Source organism: Zhenpiania hominis (assembly GCF_014333425.1).
GTDB classification, from domain to species: Bacteria; Bacillota; Clostridia; order Peptostreptococcales; family Anaerovoracaceae; genus Hominibacterium; species Hominibacterium hominis.
Genome location: NZ_JACRYT010000020.1, coordinates 1 through 19,627, shown reverse-complemented (window position 1 = coordinate 19,627; position 19,627 = coordinate 1). Strand labels below are relative to the sequence as shown.

Sequence of the window (19,627 nt, the reverse complement as noted above, 5' to 3'; positions counted from 1 at the left end):
GAATATTAGGCGATATGTTTCAATATAAGTTTTCAGTAATCATGCCACTGTATAACGTAGAAAACTTTTTTGCAGAGGCAGTCGAAAGTGTCATCAAACAGACGATTGGGTTTCGAGAGAACATTCAGATTATCCTTGTTAATGATGGGAGTCCGGATCGCGTTGAAGACCTGTGTCTGCGGTATAAAGAAGACTATCCTGAAAATATTATATATGTCAGCAAAGAAAACGGGGGCGTTTCGAGCGCGAGAAATGAAGGCATAAAGCACGCCCAGGGGAAATATATTAACTTTTTTGACGCGGACGACAGATGGGAGTTGGATGCCTTTGAAAAGGCCTATGCATTCTTAGAGCAGCATAACGAAGTCGACGCAGTTGCCTGCAGGCATCGATTTTTTGGAAAAAGAGATGGCTTTGTTCACCCGCTGGACTACAAATTCAGACAGGCCAAAGATGGGCTTGTGGATATTAAGTCAGAGCATACTTATATTCAGATGGCGGTAAACGCGGTTTTTTTTCGGAAGGATGCGTTAAGAGGCATAGCGTTTGATACGCGGCTGAAAATTTCTGAGGACTCGATTTTTGTTACACAGGTTATCCTGAAAAAGGAAAAATACGGAATACTTCCGGAAGCAGTATACCATTACCGGAAACGGCTTTCAAACGATTCCGCCATCGATTTTAGCACTTCCAGCAGAACCTGGTATTTTGATACGCCGGAGTATTGTTACCAGGAGCTATTCAAACTATCCAAAAAACAATATGGAACCGTAATCCCATATATTCAGTACCTTGTCATGTATGATCTCCAATGGAGGCTGAAGACGCTGATGCCGGAGAACTTTTCCCAGGAAGAACGAGGTTTGTATAAAAGGTATCTGACAGAGCTTTTAGAAGAGATCGATGATGAAATTATATGGGAACAGAAGTATTTGCCTGCGGCCTATAAAATTTTCGCTCTTGAGATGAAATATAAGGAGAAGGTGGTAGAACAGGCGGAACTGCGCAAGCCGCGTTTGTTTTATCGGGGAATTGCGATTTTTAATGTCAAAGAAAGGTCGCGATTTAAGATTAACATTCTGGAAGTACAAGGGAAAACGTTGCTAATAGAAGGAATTACGACTTTAAATTATCTTGGAGAACGATGCCGGTTGTATGTGAAAGGGAAAAATGGCAAGGAGTTTCCGCTGAAACTGTATAAAATGGGGTATGAGGACCAGGTAGCGTTTACAGGAAAGACATTGCTTTATAATACTGGTTTTCGGGTAGAGCTTCCGCTTGAGAGTGGAAAGGATTTTACGTTTGTTGCGGAAGTGGACGGACAGAAACTAAGAGTGAAGCCTTGGTTTGGTTATTATGGGAAGCTCGATCATAAACTCTCTAAAGCCTACTACGCAGAGGGGGGATATCTCTTTAAATACGAAGATGATAAAATAAAATGCCGGAAGGACAGAAAAAAATCTCGCATCAAGGCAGAATGGAAATATATGCGGGAGCTTCTGCAAAAAAGAAAGGGAGTCCTTATTTTATACAGAGCGTTATACTACTGGAAAAAAATTTTTAAGAAGAAACCTATCTGGATTCTTTCGGATCGAACGAATATGGCCAGAGATAATGGGGAACATCTTTTTCGATACTTAGCCGATCCCAAGAGGGCTGGAAATCAGAAGATTTATTTTGTATTGGATAAAAAGTCTAACGATTTTCAGCGGTTGACACAGTATGGAAAGGTTTTATGCCCTGGGACAATAAAATATAAGCTGAATTTTTTGCTGGCAGATAAAATTATTTCGTCGCAGGCCAGCCCCTGGGTGCAGAACGCGTTTGACACTGACCGGGATTTTATGAAAAACTTATACAAGTTTGACTTTGTATTTTTGCAGCATGGAATTATAAAAGCGCAATTGTCCGACTGGCTGCACAAGCAGAAACAAAATATTAAAATTTTCATTACTTCCGCGGAGAGGGAACGGAGCTCTCTGTTGGAAGGTGGCTATGGTTATACGGAGAAAGAAATTGTGCTGACAGGACTGCCTCGTTTTGACGCGCTGAAGGATCAGAAACAGAAAAAAATTGTAATCATGCCTACCTGGAGAAAAACACTGGCAGGTCCGATTATATATGGAAATTCAGAGCGTCCTTATCAAAGTGAATTCAAAAACAGCGAGTATTTTCAGTTCTATAACAATTTGATTAATGATGCGGAACTGCTGAGGGCTTTAAAAGATTACGGTTATATGGCGGATTTTTATCTGCATCCGGTCTTTAAAAATCAAGCGGTAGATTTTACGGGAAATGAAACCATAAGAGTAGTTGCGGAGGCAGCGGATTATACCAGGATTTTCAATGAAGCGGCTTTGTTGCTTACAGATTACTCCAGCATTTATTTTGATTTTGCGTATTTGAAGAAGCCTGTAGTTTATACCTTGTTTGACGTGGAAGAATTCTATAGGGAACATTATCAAAAGGGATATTTTGATTATGAAGCCGACGGATTTGGTCCATGCTGCTATGATTATACGGAAACGGTAAAAACGCTCATTGCCTGCATGAAAGATGGCTGTCAGATGGAAAAGAAATATAGGGAGCGCGTGGAACAGTTCTTTGCGTGGACGGATCAAAACAACTGCAGCCGCGTATATGATAAGCTTTTGTAAGGCAGAGTAAAAGTCTGAACGAATGGAAAGGTTAACAGATGAAAGGAATTATTTTAGCTGCGGGGAAAGGGACTCGTTTGTATCCCATGACAAAGCCGGTATGTAAGCCATTGCTTCCAATTTACGATAAGCCTTTGCTTTATTATCCTCTGGAAGTGCTGATGAAAGCGGAGATTACGGATATTCTTATTATTATTCCGCCGGGAGAAGAAAAAAGTTTTTCTGAGCTTTTAGGTGATGGAAGCCGATTAGGACTGTCGATTTCCTACAGGGAGCAGAAAGTTCCGAAGGGAATTGCAGACGCTTTTTTGGTAGGAGAGGATTTTATTGGGACGGACGGAGTCTGTCTTATTCTTGGAGATAATATTTTTTACGCGCCGGATTTTGACAGGTTGTTGCTGGAGGAAAAGCGCAAGCACCAGTATGCATCCGTGTTTGGATATTGGGTGGAGGATCCGAGGCCCTTCGGCGTGGTAGAGGTCAACGCGGAGGGGTATGCGGTTTCCATTGAAGAAAAACCGGCCGTTCCAAGATCAAACTATATTGTACCCGGGCTGTATTTCTATGATAATGATGTAGTTGCCAAGGCGAAGACATTACAGCCCTCCGCTCGAGGGGAGCTGGAAATCACAGATATTAACAGACTTTATATGCAGGAGGGAAAGCTTTCTGTGTGCCCGCTTCCGAGAGAATTTACCTGGTTTGACGCGGGAACCGCGGACAGTCTGCTCTATGCGGCAAATTCCATAAAGAAAATGCAGGATAGTGGAATCTTTGTCGGCGTTTTGGAGCGGATTGCCTGGGAAAAGGGATACATCAATGAGGAATGCCTGAAACAGTCCTGCCAGGAGTATGAAAATACACAGTACGGAAAATATATTCGATCTCTGTTGCAGAGGGAGAAAGGAAGGTAGAGGAATATGAATGTAACGATTATCGGAACCGGATATGTGGGGCTGGTATCGGCGGCTGTTCTAGCAGAAATCGGACATGATGTTGTCTGTATTGACGTGAATGAAGAAAAAATACAAAGACTGAGAAATGGAGAATGCCCGATCTTTGAAAAGGGGCTTCCTGAGCTTTTGGAAAAGAATAAGCATAGAATGAGGTTCCTTTCAGATTATCAACAGGGATGCCAAGACGCTGCGATCATTATGATCGCAGTAGGAACTCCAGAGAAAAAAGACGGATCCGCAAACCTTTCTTATGTTTTCGGCGCGGCAAAGGAAGTCTGTTATAATCTTGACCATGATGCGATTCTTATTGTAAAATCGACGGTGCCTATAGGCACAAACGATGAGGTGGAACGGATTGTTCAGGAAAACCTTACAAAAGAAATACATGTGGAGGTAGTCTCAAATCCGGAATTTCTGTCGCAGGGGACGGCTGTTTCTGACATGATGCAAGGCTATCGGATTGTGGCAGGCTGTGAAAGTGATTATGCGCGAGAGAAAATAAAGGCGTTATATGAGCCCCTTAAGCAGCCGTTGGTACTGACGGATCGCAGAAGCGCGGAAATGATAAAATATGCGTCAAACGATTTCCTGGCGCTGAAAATTTCTTATATTAATGAAATAGCCAATCTCTGTGAATGTTTGGGCGCCAATGTGGAAGATGTGGCGACTGGTATGGGATTCGATCCGAGAATTGGCGACAAGTTCCTGCGTGCCGGAATTGGATATGGGGGGTCTTGTTTTCCGAAAGATACAAAAGCCCTGCACTGGATGGCAATCCAGAATGACTATGAGATAAAAACCGTAAAAGCAGCAATCACAGTAAACGAAAATCAAAAATTCCGTCTTTTGCAGAAGGCAAAAAATTATTATGATTCTTTTGAAGGAATTGAAATTGCGGTTCTGGGGTTAGCATTTAAACCGGGGACAGATGATTTGAGAGAAGCTCCTTCCCTGGCTATTATCCCGGCGTTGCTGGAAGATGGCGCGAAGATTCGAGCGTGGGATCCGTGCGCGGAAGACGCGTTTCGCGGGCAGGTGGATAACAGCGCAAAGGGGGAAATTCGCTTTTGTGGTTCTCTTAGAGAAAGCCTGCGGGAAGCGGATCTATGCCTGATTCTCACAGAATGGGATCAGGTGAAGGCCCTTACTCCTGCGGACTTTAAAGAAATGCGCAGACCGATTATTATAGACGGGAGAAATTGTTTTTGCCTCGAGGATATGGAAAATGAGGCGATTGTTTATGCTTCAATCGGAAGAAAGACCGTGGGAAGCTTATCTCAAAACTTAAATATATATATGATGGAGAGAAAAGATGGAGAGTCGTAAGATTGAAATTTCAATTGTAATGCCAATTTACAATCTGGAGAGGTTTTTAGAGCAAAGTATGGATTCTTTGTTGGATCAGACATTCCAGGACTTTGAAATCATATGTGTTGATGATGGATCCAAAGACAGAACCCCTCAAATTCTGGAAAATTACGAAAAAATGGATTCCAGAATTCAGGTGCTAAAACAACAGAATCTTTACGCGGGGGTTGCACGAAATAACGGAATGAAAAAGGCGCAAGGGAAGTATATCATTTTCCTGGACGGGGATGATTTTTTTGAAAATACGTTTCTGGAGAAATTATATAATCAGGCCGAGAAATATCAGACCGATATCTGTATTTGTAATGCGAACGCCTTTAATCACAGCGAAAATAAAATTCGGAAACCAAAACAATATCTGGATACCCGTATTCTTCCATCAAAAGCTCCTTTTTCCTGGAGGGATATTCCGGATGTAATTTTTAGTATTACGTCACCGGCTCCTTGGAACATGCTTTACAGGAGGGAGTTCATTGAAGAAAACAATCTGGAATTCCAGGACTGTCAAAGGGCGAATGATTTACGCTTTTTTGGCATGGCAATGGTAAAAGCAGAGAAAATCGCGACAATTAATGAGCGCCTTGTGAATTACAGAAAAATGGCAGGGGCAGGGAATCTGCAGTCGATGAATGATAAGACACCGCTGCTTTTTATGTCTGCGCTGGAACAGATTAAAGAAGAACTGGTTTCCATGGGAATCTATGAAAACGTAAAAATCGGGTTTGCCAATCTGGTATTAAATACAAGTGTATATAATCTGAACTCATTGAAGACTCCACAGGCGTTTCAGAAATTGTATCAGAAATTCTTTTCAGATGGTGTCAGGATGGCAGATCTGGATACTCTGACAGCAGATCACTTTTATAATAAATTACAGTATGCAGAATTTGAAAGGCTTCGAGATACAGAACTGTCTGTCCTTCTGAAGCGATTTGAAAAAGAGGAAACGGTTGGGAAAGAGACGATCAAACAGGTTATTGACTGCCGCCAGTATGGCGATGATGAATGTAAGGCCTCCATTATTATCCCGGTATATAATACCGGGGAGTATCTGGCGGCAGCTTTGGAGAGCGCGAGGAATCAGACCTTGTCGGATATTGAAATTATCTGTGTAAATGATGGTTCAACAGACAGAAGCATAGAAATCCTGAAAGAATTTGCCCAGAGGGATCCTCGAATCGTAGTAGTGGATAAGTGCTGGCAGGGTGTTGCCGTTGCCCGTAATGTGGGGATGCGGATGGCGAAAGGTGAATATATCTTATTTTTAGACAGTGATGACTATTTGAAGCCGGAGGCGGTAGAGCATCTCTACGACAGGGCGCATAGTGATGGATTCAAGCGTTTGGATTTGATACTATATAACCTGACTGTAGAAGAGAAAGAACAGCTAAGTGAAAAAGAGGCAGAGTTTAAAAAGTACTATACACGTACCCATAATTATATGCTCGATATGCCCGGGCAGGAACTGTTTTCACGTATGATCCGAAATAATGAATTCAGAGAATCTGTCTGCGCGCAATTTTTTAGAAGAAAATTCCTGTGTGATGAACATATTGTGTTTAAGGAAGGTATGTTGCACGAAGACAACTACTTTTCTTTTAAAGCGTTGCTGCGCGCGGAGTTAGCGGGATATTTAAAAGAAAGTCTGTATATACGTAGAGTTAGAGATGGCTCCATTATGACAAAGCAGCTTTCCGCCGCGCATCTTCAAGGATACTTCACAGCATATATACAAATGCTGTCTTACGCGGCTAACTTTGAAGGCCCGCAGGACGTTCAATCCAGTATTTTGAAAGCTGTACGCAGGGTTTATATCGCATGCGAGCGGACTTACAGTCAGTTAGAAAAAGGAGAGCGGGATAAAGTGAGTTTCCTGGATGATTTGTTCTCAAGAATACTTTATAACCTGTTTCGCAAGGAAATGAACCAAAAAATAAAGCTGGAAAAAGAAAAAAGGAACATTGGAGAACAACAGTCAAAAACTATATTGAAAAAGGTAAAAAGGCGGCTGTTAAAGTGGATTGGACGTAAATAATTTGTTTGTATTCAAAAGAAGACCATGCTATAATACCATATGTTTGAATACAGATATTGAGAAGCTAAAGGACAGAGAGTGGAACGGTATGAGACTTGTAGTCAATATAATTAAAGATCATATAGCCTGGCGACATCAAATTTTTAAGCTGGCAAAAGCAGATATTGTTAAAACATATAGTGGAGCCGCACTTGGATGGTCGTGGGCCATCGTAAAGCCGACTATTACAATTTTTGTGTATTGGTTTGCCTTTTCCATCGGATTAAGGCTTGGCGCTGATATTAATGGAATCCCATATATTTTATGGCTGATTGCCGGTATCATCCCGTGGTTCTATATGAGCGATATGATTACGCAGGGGGCGAGTGCAATTCGGAAATATAAATTTTTAGTCACAAAGATGAAGTTTCCTGTTGCGACAATACCAACATTTGTGTCATTGTCAAAATTTGCGATTCACCTATGCTTGATGGTTATTGTTGTAGTTATTTATGGGGTATCAGGTTTTTTCCCAGACGTTTACATGTTGCAGCTACCCTTTTACATGTTATGCATGTTTCTGTTTTTTACATGTTGGGGACTATTTTCATCAATGCTATCCGCTATGAGTAAGGATTTTCTTAATTTAGTCAAATCTTTTACAACGGCGTTTTTTTGGCTTTCGGGAATCATGTGGGATGTAAATAGGATCGATCATGGAACTTTGCATACTGTGTTAATGTTTAATCCGATCACCTATATTGTCTCAGGTTTTCGGAATGTATTTGTTTATAAAGTCTGGTTTTTTGAGGAACCGACGCATTTATTGTATTTCTGTATTGTACTGGTAGTTATGATGCTTCTTGCTTTTTGGAGTTATAAAAAATTAATAAAAGAGATCCCGGATGTTTTATAGGAGAGAAAAATGCCAGATATTGTGATTGAGTTTAAAGAGGTAACGAAGACCTATAAACTATATAAAAATGATAAGCAGCGGCTTCTTTCGGTATTTTCTAAAAAAATACCCCATAAAGATAAAAAAGCAGTAGATAATGTTTCTTTTAAGATCCAGAGAGGCGAATCTGTCGCGCTGTTTGGAAAAAACGGAGCAGGGAAATCGACGATTTTAAAAATGATTACGGGCGTTGCGTATCCGACACAGGGAGATATTATTGTCAAGGGCAGGGTCAGCGCATTGCTGGAATTGACGTCAGGCTTTGATCCAGAGTTTACAGGTCGAGAAAATATTTATTTGAAGGGGCAGTTAAGTGGCATGCAAGATACGGAAATCCGCGATCTTGAAAGTACGATCGTTGACTTCGCAGAGATTGGAGAGTATATCGATCAGCCAGTCCGTACGTATTCTAGTGGAATGAAGGCCAGACTTGGATTTGCAATTAATGTAAATATCAACCCGGAGATTCTTATTGTTGATGAAGCCCTTAGTGTCGGCGACGTGGCATTTAAAAATAAATGCCTGAATAAAGTAAATGAAATTATTGAAAAGGATAATGTCACACTTCTTTTTGTTACACATGCTACTGCTACGGCAAAACAGTTTTGCAAAAGAGGAATCGTTATGAGAAACGGGAAGTTGATTCTTGATACTGACATTGATACAGCAATTCAGCGGTATGAGCAGATTGCTAAATAAAGAGGAGTAGCTATGGGTCTGGCGATAAAAATGATGGCTTTATTAATGAATTTAATCTATGCGGTAATTAAATTTGTGGTTCCAACTAGAGAGGAAGTTGTGTTGATTAGCAGGCAGAGCAATATTCCGTCACTTGATTTTCAGCTCTTGAATGAGGAACTTTCGCATAGAGGTGCAAAGACAATTATGCTTTGTAAAACTTTAGATAAATCTATATTGGGAGCGATCTCTTACGGATTCCATATGTTGCGTCAGATGTACCATGTCGCGGGAGCGCAAGTGCTGATTATAGATGGATATTGTATTGTCGCCAGTATGCTTAAACATAAAAAGGCGCTAACAATTATTCAGATTTGGCATTCTATGGGGAGTATGAAAGAGTTTGGCTATACTGCAATGGGAAAGGAAGAGGGTGCTAGTTTCAAGTTGGCCAAGGCTATGAGAATGCATCGAAATTACGATTATGTAATGATCAGTTCGGAGGCCTATAGAATGGATATGGCGCGGGGATTCGACTGTGATGCACATAAAATTCGGATTTATCCACTTCCCAGAGTTGATCTTTTAACAGGTAAGAAACCTTATGAGGGGGAAATCCGTAGTAAGATTTATAAGCGATATGAACAACTCCAGAATAAAGAAAACATTTTATATTGTCCTACGTTTCGAAAGGGCGACGAAAGTAAATTGGAGGTGGCGCTAAATTCATTGATAAAAGAGATAGACTTTGAGTCTTATAATTTTATTGTGAAGTTGCATCCTTTATCACAAATTTCGATAACGGACAGTAGGGTTATTATCGCTCAGGAGTTCTCCACATTTGATATGATTTTTGTTGCAGACTATGTGATAAGTGATTACTCTTGTGTCGTTTATGAAGCTGCGGTAAGAAATATTCCTCTCTATTTTTTCGCATTTGATCTTGAAAAATATGAAAAATCCAGGGGACTTGCAATTGACTATAGTGCAGAATGTCCCGGGCCGATATCGCCAGATGCGAGACAGATTATGGACGCTATTGAATCAAGAGAGTATAATTGGAAAGCGCTCAAGCTATTTGCTGACAAGTATGTACAACCAACTGAACACGCTACAGAGGCCATGACCGACTTCATATTGACTGCTACTAGATAAGAAGAGATATCCATAGATTTCTCAGATAATTTCCAGAAATTTTTCTATAAGCCTTTCACTTGCATGACCGTCTTCTACGATACCATACTCTCGGAAAAATGAAAAAATTTGTTTTTGGTAAACTACTATATCAAAGCGGTAAATCTGTTCGACTACCTCCGATATGGTAGAACTGACAGGAAAAGGTGTTTCCGCAAAAAAATCTAGCTCTGGTGCTATAGAGCCAAGATCCCGTTTCAGAAAAAAGCACGGGTGTTGTGATATCATATAATCCAGGCTGCGCACAGAGCCTTCCAGGAGATAAGCGTCTGCATAGACGGGAAGCTCATCCGTTTTTTTCAATATAATGCTCCAATTTCCAGAAAATTTTTCTTTTAAAGCATATTCTAGCATTTGGAGTTCCTGTGTCGAAAGAGTTGTGGGCTGAGAAGTTTCGTAGCAAAGTATTTGATGCTCTGGAGATATGTCAGCGTTGCTGCAGATTTTTTGATGTAGCTGTGCAATTTTTCTTTTATCTGTAACAAAAAATTGATCATTTCGGGCATGACCATAAGCCAACATAGGGATGTCAGTGTCTAAAACAGAGTGAAAAAATTCTGTTTCAAAAAGGCTTCCAATAATGCAGTAATCAATTTGATGTGTTGCTTTTTTTTGGACGGGAAGGCTGTGGGAAGCGCTATTGTAAAAGGAATTTTGGAGGGATCCATAAATTGAGTTTTCCCACGTTTGAAATAGCACTTGATTTGCCTTTTTAGGCAATTTAAAAGAGGTGACAGCAAAGGAATCTTCGACCAGAATATGGCTTATTGCAAGGGCCCTGAAAAACTTATAGGAACCGATCGAAACTTTCTTTATTTGTTTTGGTAAAATAGCGGAAGTTAAATCACTATCTGCTGCCCAATATATTTTGAAAGGCAGCTTTCGATCAATCATTGCTTTTGCAATGGCGTATAATTCAGAATGCGATCCCATATTGGAGCTTAACAGTAAAATCGTATTGCGATCCACATTTCGTATGTGATGAAAGATCCTGCGGATAATTTGACTGATTATATTCTGTTTGGGGCTTTCTATAATTGTATGAAATAATTTACGCAACATATCTTTCTTCCTTTAAATTTCAGATATTATAGGATATAACTCCCGATAACATGATATCATTTAAAAAATATTACGTCAACGTATGCAAGAAGGGAATTTGCTATGATATAATTGGGATAGAGTTTCATTCATATTCAAAGGAGTGGTTTTGTGACTGATGAAAGAACAAATGGCGATTCGCCTAAGGTATCTATTATAATACCTTGTTATAATGTAGAAAAATATTTGGTGGAAACCCTCGAATCTGTGAAAGCACAAACCTTTGCAGATTATGAAGTATTATTAATTAATGATGGATCTCAGGACCATACGATTGATATTATAGAAGAATACTGTAAATCTGATTTCAGATTCCATGTATATACACAGAAAAATCAGGGAGTTTCAGTGGCGAGAAACCGGGGGATGGATTTGGCTCGTGGTGATTATGTTGCTTTTTATGATGCAGATGACTTTATTCCTAAATGGGCATTAGAAAATATGGTAATGGCGGCAGAATTGGAATTTGCAGATTTGGTTATTGGTAGGTATCGAATCCGAAATGTTAGTGGCACCAAAATGGTAAAATCTTCAATTCGGCTATCAAATAAAAGAACAATTCGAAGATTTGATCCGGATATGCTGTGGGCTTTCAGCGTTTGTAATAAGCTTTTTCGAAGAGCCGCGATAGAGAAATTACATCTACGGTTCCGTACAGATTTAAAAATTACGGAGGACGGACTCTTTTTAATTCAGTTCGCGCATAATTGTGGGAAAATCACTGGCGCTCCAGTGATTGCGTATGAATACAGACGGCGGCCATTCTGGGAGGAGGCATCAGCGACGCAGATGGCTTCTTTACAGCAGTTGAAATATTCCCACCAGACGTTTCAGTTGCTGGAAAAGAGAATTCTGGAAGATACAAAAATGGAAGGTAGTTCCGAAGAGCATATGGATGGCGACTATGCACAGGCAATAAAGGATCGGTTAATCTATCGCTCTACGTTCTATAATCGCTTTGTAAGGAGTGATTTTCTTGCAGACTATTATCGTAAACTATGGTTGAGTGATACGGATTTGTCAACAGAATTAGAGATACATCTGGAATATTGCAGGCAACAAATGTTCCCGGATATGTGGGAGAAGATTCTGGAGCAGAACCCTGAATTAAGATTGCATGAAGGTGTGATGACAAGAAAAAAGGCGGCGGAACGCCCGTTTGTTACGATTTATCTAAAAAGAACTCTGATGGAAGATGAAGTGAATGGGATTTTAAATTCATGCTATAAGCAGGAAATGCCATTTTTCGAAATTCTAGCTGATGGTGAACTGGAACCTCGTGTTACTGAAACATATAAAGCAAAAGAAAACTTTCACTTTCGTAAGATAGAGCGACGTTTGAGCGAACAAGTTAAAGGAGAGTTTATAATAATACTTGATGAAGAGCTTTGGTTTACAGAAAATACACTAAATGAACTTTTGAGTGTCTTTTGGGAACGTCCACAGCTGCAAAGTATTTTGATTCCGATTATGGAGTTGAAACAGGGGAAAATGGTTGCGGCAAGATGTTACAGTTGCAAGGCTGGTGACGTATTTAAGTCTCCCAAAATGTTTAGAACTCCTTTTTTAGCATATAGGAAAAAAGGCGCTGTTGATTGGATTGAAGGACAGCCGGAAGAGGGAAAGGGGTTCATGATGAAAAAGCCCGAGGGCTTCAAATGAGCGAAATGTTGTATTTTCAACCGATTTATGGTACGATATACAAGCAAATATCAGGGAGGACACAGTAATTCATGGAGTGGTGCAGAGATTTTAAATTTCAAATGATTCGTCTGGAGTGGGAACGTATTTTCCTGCATTTTGAGATAGAAAGCAACTATCCGGGGCCGGAACAGCCTAAATTTGTTTTGGCAAGATTCCGGCGCGCGGTCATCAATCAAAAGCAGGTCTTGAAAAAAGGCGCGGAGCCGATTTTGGAGCTGCAGATCAATGAGACGGTGGAATTGGTTCCGGAGTCCTGCAAGGACAATGTTTATTCTTTTACCTTGAATCTGTCGGCAGCAAACGGCCGAGAATTTTTGGACAACGGGCAGTGGAGAATTGCCGCCATTGTGCCGGAGGGCTTCTGTGTTTCCAGCGTGACTACGGAGCTGGGATATCACCTGGACGAGCGGTCGAGGATTTTCCGTTATGGAAGGGGAAAATACGCTTACAACCTTTCCTTCAGCCTGACCTGTTTTGATGGGGAAAATCTGGAGCTATATTTCAATAACTACTTTATGATCATGAATAAAAAGTGGCGTAAGCGGAAATATATCAAGGAAGCGTTTACCTTCCTGGGCAAGCTGAACCGCTTTTACATGTTTACGGTTATTCGTCTGATTCGTATTTTCTATCATATAGCGGCGGCTTTAACGCCGAAAAATGGAAAACGGATTCTCTTTATGTCTGAAACAAAAGACTACCTCTGGGGGAATCTGAAATATATCGATGAACGTATCAAAGAACGGGGTCTTGACAAAGAGTTTAAACTATCTTATGCTTTCCGGACAGCCGTGGGAGAACATACTAGCGTTCTGAGCTGGATCAAGACTGTTTTTCGCGTGGTCAGACAGGACATTATCTTTATTGACGATTATGCTCCCCTGTTTGGATTTTTCAAGCTGTCAAAGAGAACGAAGCTGGTGCAGGTGTGGCATGCGGGAGAAGGATTCAAATCCGTGGGATACAGCCGGTTCGGAAAGGCAGGATCGCCGTTCCCTTCCGAGTCCTGCCATAAGGCCTATACCTATGCTCTGACCGGATCAAAAAATCTGGTCCACGTTTATGAAGAGGTTTTCGGCATTGAAAAAGACGCGTTTCTTCCGGTTGGAATGCCGCGGCTGGATGATTTTCTGGATAAAGAAAAAATCGATGAGTTCAGAAAGGAATTTTACAGCCAGTATCCGGCCCTGAAAGGAAAAAAGGTAATTCTGCTCGCGCCTACCTTCCGGGGAACCGGGCAGAAATCTGCTTACTACGATTATGAACAGTTGGATTTGAAACAGCTCTATGAGTTCTGCGGAGAGGAATATGTGTTCCTGATTAAGATGCATCCCTTCGTAAGTGATCCTATTGAGATTCCAAAGAAATTCCGGGATCGGATTTTTGATTTTGGAGACTATCCGAATATTAATGATTTGTATTATATTACGGACTTACTGATTACAGACTACTCATCAAACTACTACGAGTACGCCCTGATGAAAAAACCGGTACTGTTCTTTACTTATGACCGCCATATGTACGAGCTGACTCGGGGCGTGCACAGGAGCGTCAAGGAATGCGCGCCTGGAAAGGTATGCGACACTTTTGCGGAAATGATGCGGGCTCTGAGAGAACAGGATTTTGAAACTGAGAAAATAGAGCGGTTTGTGGAAGAAAACTTTGGGGAATATGACGGCCACGCCTGTGACCGGGTAATTGATAAAATTTTACTGAAAAAGGAGAGTTAGAGATGGGAGCCAATATCGCGATTATCTTTGCCGGCGGAAGCGGCGCCAGAATGGGAGCGGGACTTCCAAAACAGTTTATTGAAGTAAACGGAAAACCGATTATCATTCATACGCTGGATATTTTTGAAGAACATCCGGACATTGACAAGATCTATATTGCGTGTAAAGCGGACTATATTTCAAAGCTGGAGAAATATGTTCAGCGCCATTTTATCAGCAAAGTGGCAGGCATTGTTCCGGGAGGGGCGACCGGCCAGGACTCCATTTACAACGCTCTCAGCGCGGCGGCAGAGGAAAACGATCCGGGATCCGTGGTATTGATTCACGATGGCGTAAGGCCCTGTATCACTTCTGAACTTATCGACGATGTGCTGGAATGTGTGAAAGAAAAAGGTTCCGCCGTAACCTGCAACGCGCTGTTTGAGACTCCGGTGATCAGCCGGGACGGACAATTTGTAGAGGAAGTGCCGCCGCGGAAAGAACTGTTTACCGCGCAGGCGCCGCAGTGCTTTTATCTCGGGGAAGTGATGGAGGCCCATCATAAAATGCGGGAAGTCAATCCCGGGTATGAGGGAATTGTGGATACGTGTACGTTGATGAAACAAAACGGAAAGGAAATCGCGATTGTGCTGGGAAACCGGGGTAACATTAAAGTGACGACCCCGGAAGATCTCTACACCTTCCGGGCCATGATCCAGTACAGAGAAACTGAACAGGTTTTCGGATTCGCGGAAAAGGAAGTTCCCGGAAAACTAAACAAATAGAGGAGAATCATATATGTCAAGAATAATGGAAGAAGATATAAAAAATATTCTCAGCGCGGATATTCAGTGGGAAAAGCTGAAGTCCGCGGCTGTGCTTGTAACAGGAGCCTCCGGAATGCTGGGAACTTATATGCTGCGGACCTTAGCGGCGTTGAATGATTCAGAGCATTACGATATGAAGCTGTATGGGCTGGTACGGCATCCAGAAAAAATGCCGGAGGATCTGAAGAAGCGGGTGTCTCTGATTACACAGAGCGTGTCTCGGGAGATTGAGACGGATGTTCGTTTTGACTATATCATTCACGCGGCGAGCCCGGCGAGTCCTTTGATTATGAGGGAAGATCCGGCGGGTACGATTGCCGCCAATACATTAGGGACCTATTATACTCTGGAACTGGCACGAAAGAGTAACGCCAAAGGATATCTTTTCATCTCATCAAGAGAGATCTATGGACAGCCATATGAAGGGCAGAGGGAGTTTACGGAAGACACCTACGGATTTGTCGATCCGCTGGAACCTCGCTCCTGCTATCCGGAGGGTAAAAAAGCGGCGGAAACCATGTGTTCGTGTTTCCGGCAGCAGTATGGCATGAACACAAAAATTGCCAGACTGGCCCATACCTTCGGCCCGGGGATGTCCATCGACGATGGGCGGGTGCAGGCGGATTTTCTGCGGAATGTAATCCGTAATGAGGATATCGTGCTGAAAAGCGAGGGTTTGGCAGTCCGCACCTATACCTATGTAAGCGATGCGGTAGCGGCGCTGTTTTATATCCTGCTGAATTCACAAGAGCTTGTATATAATATTGCTTCGGAAGAATCTACCGTTTCCATACGGGAGCTGGCACAGACGCTGGTGGATGCTTATCCGGAGCGGAATCTGAAATTAGTTTTTGATCTTCCGAAAGCAGATGAGAATACAGGATGCGCTCCGTTTACACTGGGAATTTTAAACAGTGATAAAATCAGGAAGCTTGGATGGAAACCTTCCTATACGCTGAAAGAAGGCTTGATGCGGACCGTGGCGTATCTGGAAGAATAGAAGCAGAATGAAGATTTGGTGAAAAAATCTTGACGATTACGGAAGCCTCTTGACGAAAATAAAGGAGCGTGCTAATATCAATAATGGCTTGATTGGCCGCAAAAGCGTCAAAGCGCTATTCATTAACAGAAGAAAATAAGAAGTGAGTTTGCAAGGAGTGAGATTATCGTTATGAGAGAAACAATTTTAGAAATTTTAACCGGCGTACGCAGCGACGTGGACTTTGAAAATAGTACAAAGTTAATTGACGATGGAATTTTAGAATCGTTGGATATCGTAGCGATTGTCGGCGAACTGAATGACGAATTTGATGTGGAAATTTCCGTAGAAGATTTAGTACCGGAAAATTTCAATTCCGTAGACGCAATGGTGGAGTTAATTACAAGAGCACAGGGATAAGCGAAAGGAGTATAAGAAAGTGGCATTTACGTCATTCTATTTCTTAGTATTTGTGCTTATTGTTGTATTCGTTTATTATGTTGTTCCTAAGGCTGCCAGATGGACCGTTCTTTTGGCAGCCAGTTATGTGTTCTATTTGATTTCAAGCCCGAAGACCTTTGTATTTGTGCTGTTTACGACCATTATCACGTTCTTGGGGGGGGGAGATATATCGGCCGTAAAAACACAGAGCATAAAAAGTATATCGAAGAACATGGAAGTGAACTGACCAGGGAAGAAAAGAAGGCGAGAAAAGCGGCAGTTCAGAAGAAAAAGCGGAAAATGGTCGCGCTGGTACTGATTTTGAACTTTGGCGTGCTGGCCGTTGTAAAATACTTCCGTTATTACATTGAAGCTCTCGGACTGGGGATCCATTTTGATGCCGGATTTCTGATTCCATTAGGCATTTCTTTTTATACGTTCCAGTCGGTTGCGTATATCATCGATTTATATAGGAATAAATTCGAAGCGGATTCTAATATTTTTAAATTCGCTTTGTTTGTGTCCTTTTTCCCGCAGATCATACAGGGCCCGATCAGCCGTTACGATCAGCTGGCAGGGCAGCTTTATAAGGGTCACGCCTTTTCCTATACGAATCTGACCTTTGGCGCGCAGCTGATGCTGTGGGGATTTTTTAAGAAGCTGGTAATCGCCGACCGGGCCGGAATTCTGGTAAATGAGGTGTTTGACAACCATACCGAATATCAGGGTTTCTATATTCTTCTGGCGCTGCTTTTTTACAGCATACAGATTTACGGAGACTTTTCCGGCGGTATTGATATAGCCAGAGGCGTGGCGAGGATTCTCGGCATTGATATGGTTGACAACTTCCAGCGTCCGTACTTTTCCGACAGTATCTCCGAATTCTGGAGAAGATGGCATATTACTCTGGGGAATTGGTGTCGGGACTATATCTTCTATCCGATTTCTCTTTCCAAAACCTTTGGAAAAGCGGGAAAGAAGCTGAGAAAAGTATTTGGAGACCGTCTGGGCAAGCTGTTCCCTGTCCTTGTAGCCCAGCTTGCTACCTTCCTAACGATTGGTATCTGGCATGGCGCGGAATTTAAGTATATCGCTTATGGTCTTTATAACGGCGGTCTGATTATTCTGGGCCTGATATTTGAACCGTTTTTGCGTAAATTGGAAAAAATTCTCCATATTGACACTACGACTTTCAGTTGGAGACTGTTCAAAATCTGCAGGACCTTCCTGCTGGTTGTAATCGGAAGGGTTTTGCCGAAAGCAGCTTCCTTTGGCGTGGCGATTTCTATGATGAAGTCCGCCCTTGTATTCAACCCGGGTATTTTCTTGAACGACCATCTTGTGGAACTTGGTCTGACTTACGAGGATTACGCTCTGCTGCTGGTGGGATGCGCAGTATGGTTTGTCATCAGTCTGATGCAGGAAAACGGAATAAAAATCCGGGAATCTCTGGCAAGACAGAATATCCTTTTCCGTTGGGGAATTTATCTGGCAGCATTTATGGTTGTACTGGTTATGGGTGTTTACGGACCTGGCTATGATGCAAGCACTTTTATTTACAGAGGGTTTTAATGAGAAGAAAGAAAAAAGAATGGAGTAACTATGTCAAAGGCTAGCAGAAACAATTTGATAAGATGCCTGATTTTTCTTCTGATCCTCGGAATTGCGTTCCTTTATTTGAATCAGGTCTTTTCCATAGCGGAATCAGAGGAAAGTAAGCAGAATTTCAACCAATTTTACAGTGAAAAAGAAAATACGATAGACGGTTTTTATTTTGGTTCCAGTAACGCAAATCGATATTGGAGCGCCCCTCTAGCTTACCATGAGACTGGGATGACCGTATATAATATGGGAACCAGCGGGCAGCCCTTTGTTGTTGTCAAATCCCTGATGAAAGAAGTGGAGAAGACACAGAATCCGGATCTTTTTATTGTAGAACTGCGATGGCTGAACAGAGGATGCGATCGAGTTTCCGAAGGAGGTCTGCGAAAAGTAACGGACTCTATGCGGTTTTCTAAGGAAAGGATCGAATGTATCGATGAGTCAATCGATTTTGCACTTCCGGGAGACAATGATATTGTTGATGATAGAACGAGCTACTATGTTCCTTTTTTTTAATACCACAGCAGATGGAACGGCGGTGATTTGAGTTCTGATGACCTCTGGAATCGTGACGCAAAATCATTGTGGAAGGGATTTACTTTGAGCGAGGGAAAAACCTTTGCTCAAAAACCTCAGAAACCGGCAGTATATACGGAGAATACGGAGAAATTAGCTCCAGAAACAGAACGAATGTTTAATGACCTTTTGGATTATTGTGATTCCATTGATACAGAAGTGCTCTTTGTGTTGTCTCCTTTTTCAGCGAAAGAAGACAATGTGGGCCGACTGAACGAGGCGGTAAGAATCGCAGAAGAGAGAGGGTATCCGGTATTGAATTTCAATACGAAGGAATTGGTTGAAGATGTCGGTATTAATTGGGAGACAGACTTTTATAACTCAAATCATGCGAACATTTTAGGTGCGGAAAAATATACGAAATACTTAGCGAATTACATTGCAGAGCATTATGATATGGAAGATCATAGAGGCGATCCTGCTTACAAGAGTTGGGACGAGTCCTATGAATCGTATGTGGAGTTTGTGGAGAAAAAGCAGAATAAATTGGATAAATAAAAAGAGTTGAATGGTGTTGTAAAAAGTTTTAATATGGGACTGTTTCAAAATATGAAAAAATTCTAATAAACTGTACCCTATGTCAAGGATAAATAATTTGGGATGGAGCCTGAAAACTGGACAAGCCTAAATCTTTTACATATGTAACTGGACACTCCAAATTGATAAGTTAAAATATATAGAAGGATAGCTTGATATGCGACCTTCTATTTTTGTTCGACGGATAAATTGTTCGAGACTGTGAAGAAACGTAAACGGTAAATAGCCCATGCATAGATTGAGCACACAAAAAGTATTAAAATGCCTTTAAAGGATTTTTAGTACTTTTTAGGTTTTTGAGGGGAAAATATATGAACATCAATGAAGAA

The 19,627-nt window shown here is 41.6% G+C and carries 16 protein-coding genes; 15 read left to right on the top strand and 1 reads right to left on the bottom strand.

Going from position 1 to position 19,627, the window contains the following annotated elements; all coding sequences use genetic code 11:
- Window positions 1-14: 14 nt before the first annotated feature.
- From H9L42_RS13605 to H9L42_RS13575, 7 genes are all read left to right on the top strand, one after another.
- Entirely contained in the window at window positions 15-2,657 is a 2,643-nt protein-coding gene (locus H9L42_RS13605; RefSeq protein WP_187303958.1) for a bifunctional glycosyltransferase/CDP-glycerol:glycerophosphate glycerophosphotransferase, read from the top strand.
- A gap of 38 nt (window positions 2,658-2,695) precedes the next feature.
- Window positions 2,696-3,571, top strand: a complete 876-nt coding sequence (rfbA, locus tag H9L42_RS13600) for a glucose-1-phosphate thymidylyltransferase RfbA (protein WP_187303957.1) — start codon at window positions 2,696-2,698, stop codon at window positions 3,569-3,571.
- Window positions 3,572-3,577: 6 nt separating this feature from the next.
- Complete coding sequence (locus H9L42_RS13595; RefSeq protein ID WP_187303956.1) at window positions 3,578-4,939, top strand: UDP-glucose dehydrogenase family protein; 1,362 nt, start codon at window positions 3,578-3,580, stop codon at window positions 4,937-4,939.
- On the top strand, window positions 4,926-7,016 hold the full coding sequence (locus H9L42_RS13590; RefSeq protein ID WP_187303955.1) for a glycosyltransferase family 2 protein: 2,091 nt from the start codon (window positions 4,926-4,928) through the stop codon (window positions 7,014-7,016). Before H9L42_RS13595 ends, H9L42_RS13590 begins: the two co-directional genes overlap by 14 nt.
- An 88-nt stretch (window positions 7,017-7,104) precedes the next feature.
- On the top strand, window positions 7,105-7,911 hold the full coding sequence (locus H9L42_RS13585; RefSeq protein ID WP_187303954.1) for an ABC transporter permease: 807 nt from the start codon (window positions 7,105-7,107) through the stop codon (window positions 7,909-7,911).
- Between the two features lie 9 nt (window positions 7,912-7,920).
- A complete protein-coding gene (locus H9L42_RS13580) occupies window positions 7,921-8,649 on the top strand; it encodes an ABC transporter ATP-binding protein (protein ID WP_187303953.1) in 729 nt (242 codons plus the stop codon).
- Between the two features lie 12 nt (window positions 8,650-8,661).
- Window positions 8,662-9,783, top strand: a complete 1,122-nt coding sequence (locus H9L42_RS13575; protein WP_187303952.1) for a CDP-glycerol glycerophosphotransferase family protein — start codon at window positions 8,662-8,664, stop codon at window positions 9,781-9,783.
- Window positions 9,784-9,804: 21 nt separating this feature from the next.
- On the opposite strand, the gene H9L42_RS13570 is transcribed toward H9L42_RS13575, so the two are convergent.
- Window positions 9,805-10,884 carry a CDP-glycerol glycerophosphotransferase family protein gene (locus H9L42_RS13570; RefSeq protein ID WP_187303951.1) on the bottom strand — a complete coding sequence of 360 codons (1,080 nt, stop codon included), beginning with the start codon at window positions 10,882-10,884 and terminating at the stop codon, window positions 9,805-9,807.
- A 150-nt stretch (window positions 10,885-11,034) separates the two neighbouring features.
- Here H9L42_RS13570 and H9L42_RS13565 point away from each other — a divergent pair, with 150 nt between their 5' ends.
- The 8 genes from H9L42_RS13565 (at window position 11,035) to H9L42_RS13530 (ending at window position 19,259) form a co-directional block, all read left to right on the top strand.
- Window positions 11,035-12,585: a glycosyltransferase gene (locus tag H9L42_RS13565; protein WP_187303950.1), complete on the top strand. Its 1,551-nt coding sequence runs from the start codon at window positions 11,035-11,037 to the stop codon at window positions 12,583-12,585.
- A gap of 71 nt (window positions 12,586-12,656) precedes the next feature.
- Window positions 12,657-14,357: a CDP-glycerol glycerophosphotransferase family protein gene (locus H9L42_RS13560; RefSeq protein WP_187303949.1), complete on the top strand. Its 1,701-nt coding sequence runs from the start codon at window positions 12,657-12,659 to the stop codon at window positions 14,355-14,357.
- A 2-nt stretch (window positions 14,358-14,359) separates the two neighbouring features.
- On the top strand, window positions 14,360-15,121 hold the full coding sequence (locus H9L42_RS13555) for an IspD/TarI family cytidylyltransferase (protein ID WP_187303948.1): 762 nt from the start codon (window positions 14,360-14,362) through the stop codon (window positions 15,119-15,121).
- Window positions 15,122-15,134: 13 nt separating this feature from the next.
- The gene (locus H9L42_RS13550) at window positions 15,135-16,163 is read left to right on the top strand and encodes an NAD-dependent epimerase/dehydratase family protein (RefSeq protein ID WP_187303947.1); all 1,029 of its coding nucleotides are present in this window, start codon (window positions 15,135-15,137) and stop codon (window positions 16,161-16,163) included.
- Window positions 16,164-16,334: 171 nt separating this feature from the next.
- A complete protein-coding gene (locus tag H9L42_RS13545) occupies window positions 16,335-16,562 on the top strand; it encodes an acyl carrier protein (RefSeq protein ID WP_187303946.1) in 228 nt (75 codons plus the stop codon).
- A 99-nt stretch (window positions 16,563-16,661) separates the two neighbouring features.
- The gene (locus tag H9L42_RS13540) at window positions 16,662-18,155 is read left to right on the top strand and encodes an MBOAT family O-acyltransferase (protein ID WP_187303945.1); all 1,494 of its coding nucleotides are present in this window, start codon (window positions 16,662-16,664) and stop codon (window positions 18,153-18,155) included.
- Window positions 18,156-18,185: 30 nt separating this feature from the next.
- Entirely contained in the window at window positions 18,186-18,701 is a 516-nt protein-coding gene (locus tag H9L42_RS13535) for a hypothetical protein (protein ID WP_187303944.1), read from the top strand.
- 84 nt (window positions 18,702-18,785) lie between these two features.
- Window positions 18,786-19,259, top strand: coding sequence for a hypothetical protein (locus tag H9L42_RS13530; protein WP_187303943.1), 474 nt, complete (start codon window positions 18,786-18,788; stop codon window positions 19,257-19,259).
- Window positions 19,260-19,627: the final 368 nt, after the last annotated feature.

Excerpts from the sequence above, each read along its gene's own strand:
- H9L42_RS13570 (WP_187303951.1), bottom strand. The coding sequence starts at position 10,884 with ATGTTGCGTAAATTATTTCATACAATTATAGAAAGCCCCAAACAGAAT.
- H9L42_RS13540 (WP_187303945.1), top strand. The coding sequence starts at position 16,662 with ATGGACCGTTCTTTTGGCAGCCAGTTATGTGTTCTATTTGATTTCAAG.
- H9L42_RS13535 (WP_187303944.1), top strand. The coding sequence starts at position 18,186 with ATGTCAAAGGCTAGCAGAAACAATTTGATAAGATGCCTGATTTTTCTT.
- H9L42_RS13550 (WP_187303947.1), top strand. The coding sequence starts at position 15,135 with ATGTCAAGAATAATGGAAGAAGATATAAAAAATATTCTCAGCGCGGAT.
- H9L42_RS13585 (WP_187303954.1), top strand. The coding sequence starts at position 7,105 with ATGAGACTTGTAGTCAATATAATTAAAGATCATATAGCCTGGCGACAT.
- H9L42_RS13555 (WP_187303948.1), top strand. The coding sequence starts at position 14,360 with ATGGGAGCCAATATCGCGATTATCTTTGCCGGCGGAAGCGGCGCCAGA.
- H9L42_RS13560 (WP_187303949.1), top strand. The coding sequence starts at position 12,657 with ATGGAGTGGTGCAGAGATTTTAAATTTCAAATGATTCGTCTGGAGTGG.
- H9L42_RS13580 (WP_187303953.1), top strand. The coding sequence starts at position 7,921 with ATGCCAGATATTGTGATTGAGTTTAAAGAGGTAACGAAGACCTATAAA.
- H9L42_RS13605 (WP_187303958.1), top strand. The coding sequence starts at position 15 with ATGTTTCAATATAAGTTTTCAGTAATCATGCCACTGTATAACGTAGAA.
- H9L42_RS13575 (WP_187303952.1), top strand. The coding sequence starts at position 8,662 with ATGGGTCTGGCGATAAAAATGATGGCTTTATTAATGAATTTAATCTAT.
- H9L42_RS13545 (WP_187303946.1), top strand. The coding sequence starts at position 16,335 with ATGAGAGAAACAATTTTAGAAATTTTAACCGGCGTACGCAGCGACGTG.
- rfbA (WP_187303957.1), top strand. The coding sequence starts at position 2,696 with ATGAAAGGAATTATTTTAGCTGCGGGGAAAGGGACTCGTTTGTATCCC.
- H9L42_RS13595 (WP_187303956.1), top strand. The coding sequence starts at position 3,578 with ATGAATGTAACGATTATCGGAACCGGATATGTGGGGCTGGTATCGGCG.
- H9L42_RS13590 (WP_187303955.1), top strand. The coding sequence starts at position 4,926 with ATGGAGAGTCGTAAGATTGAAATTTCAATTGTAATGCCAATTTACAAT.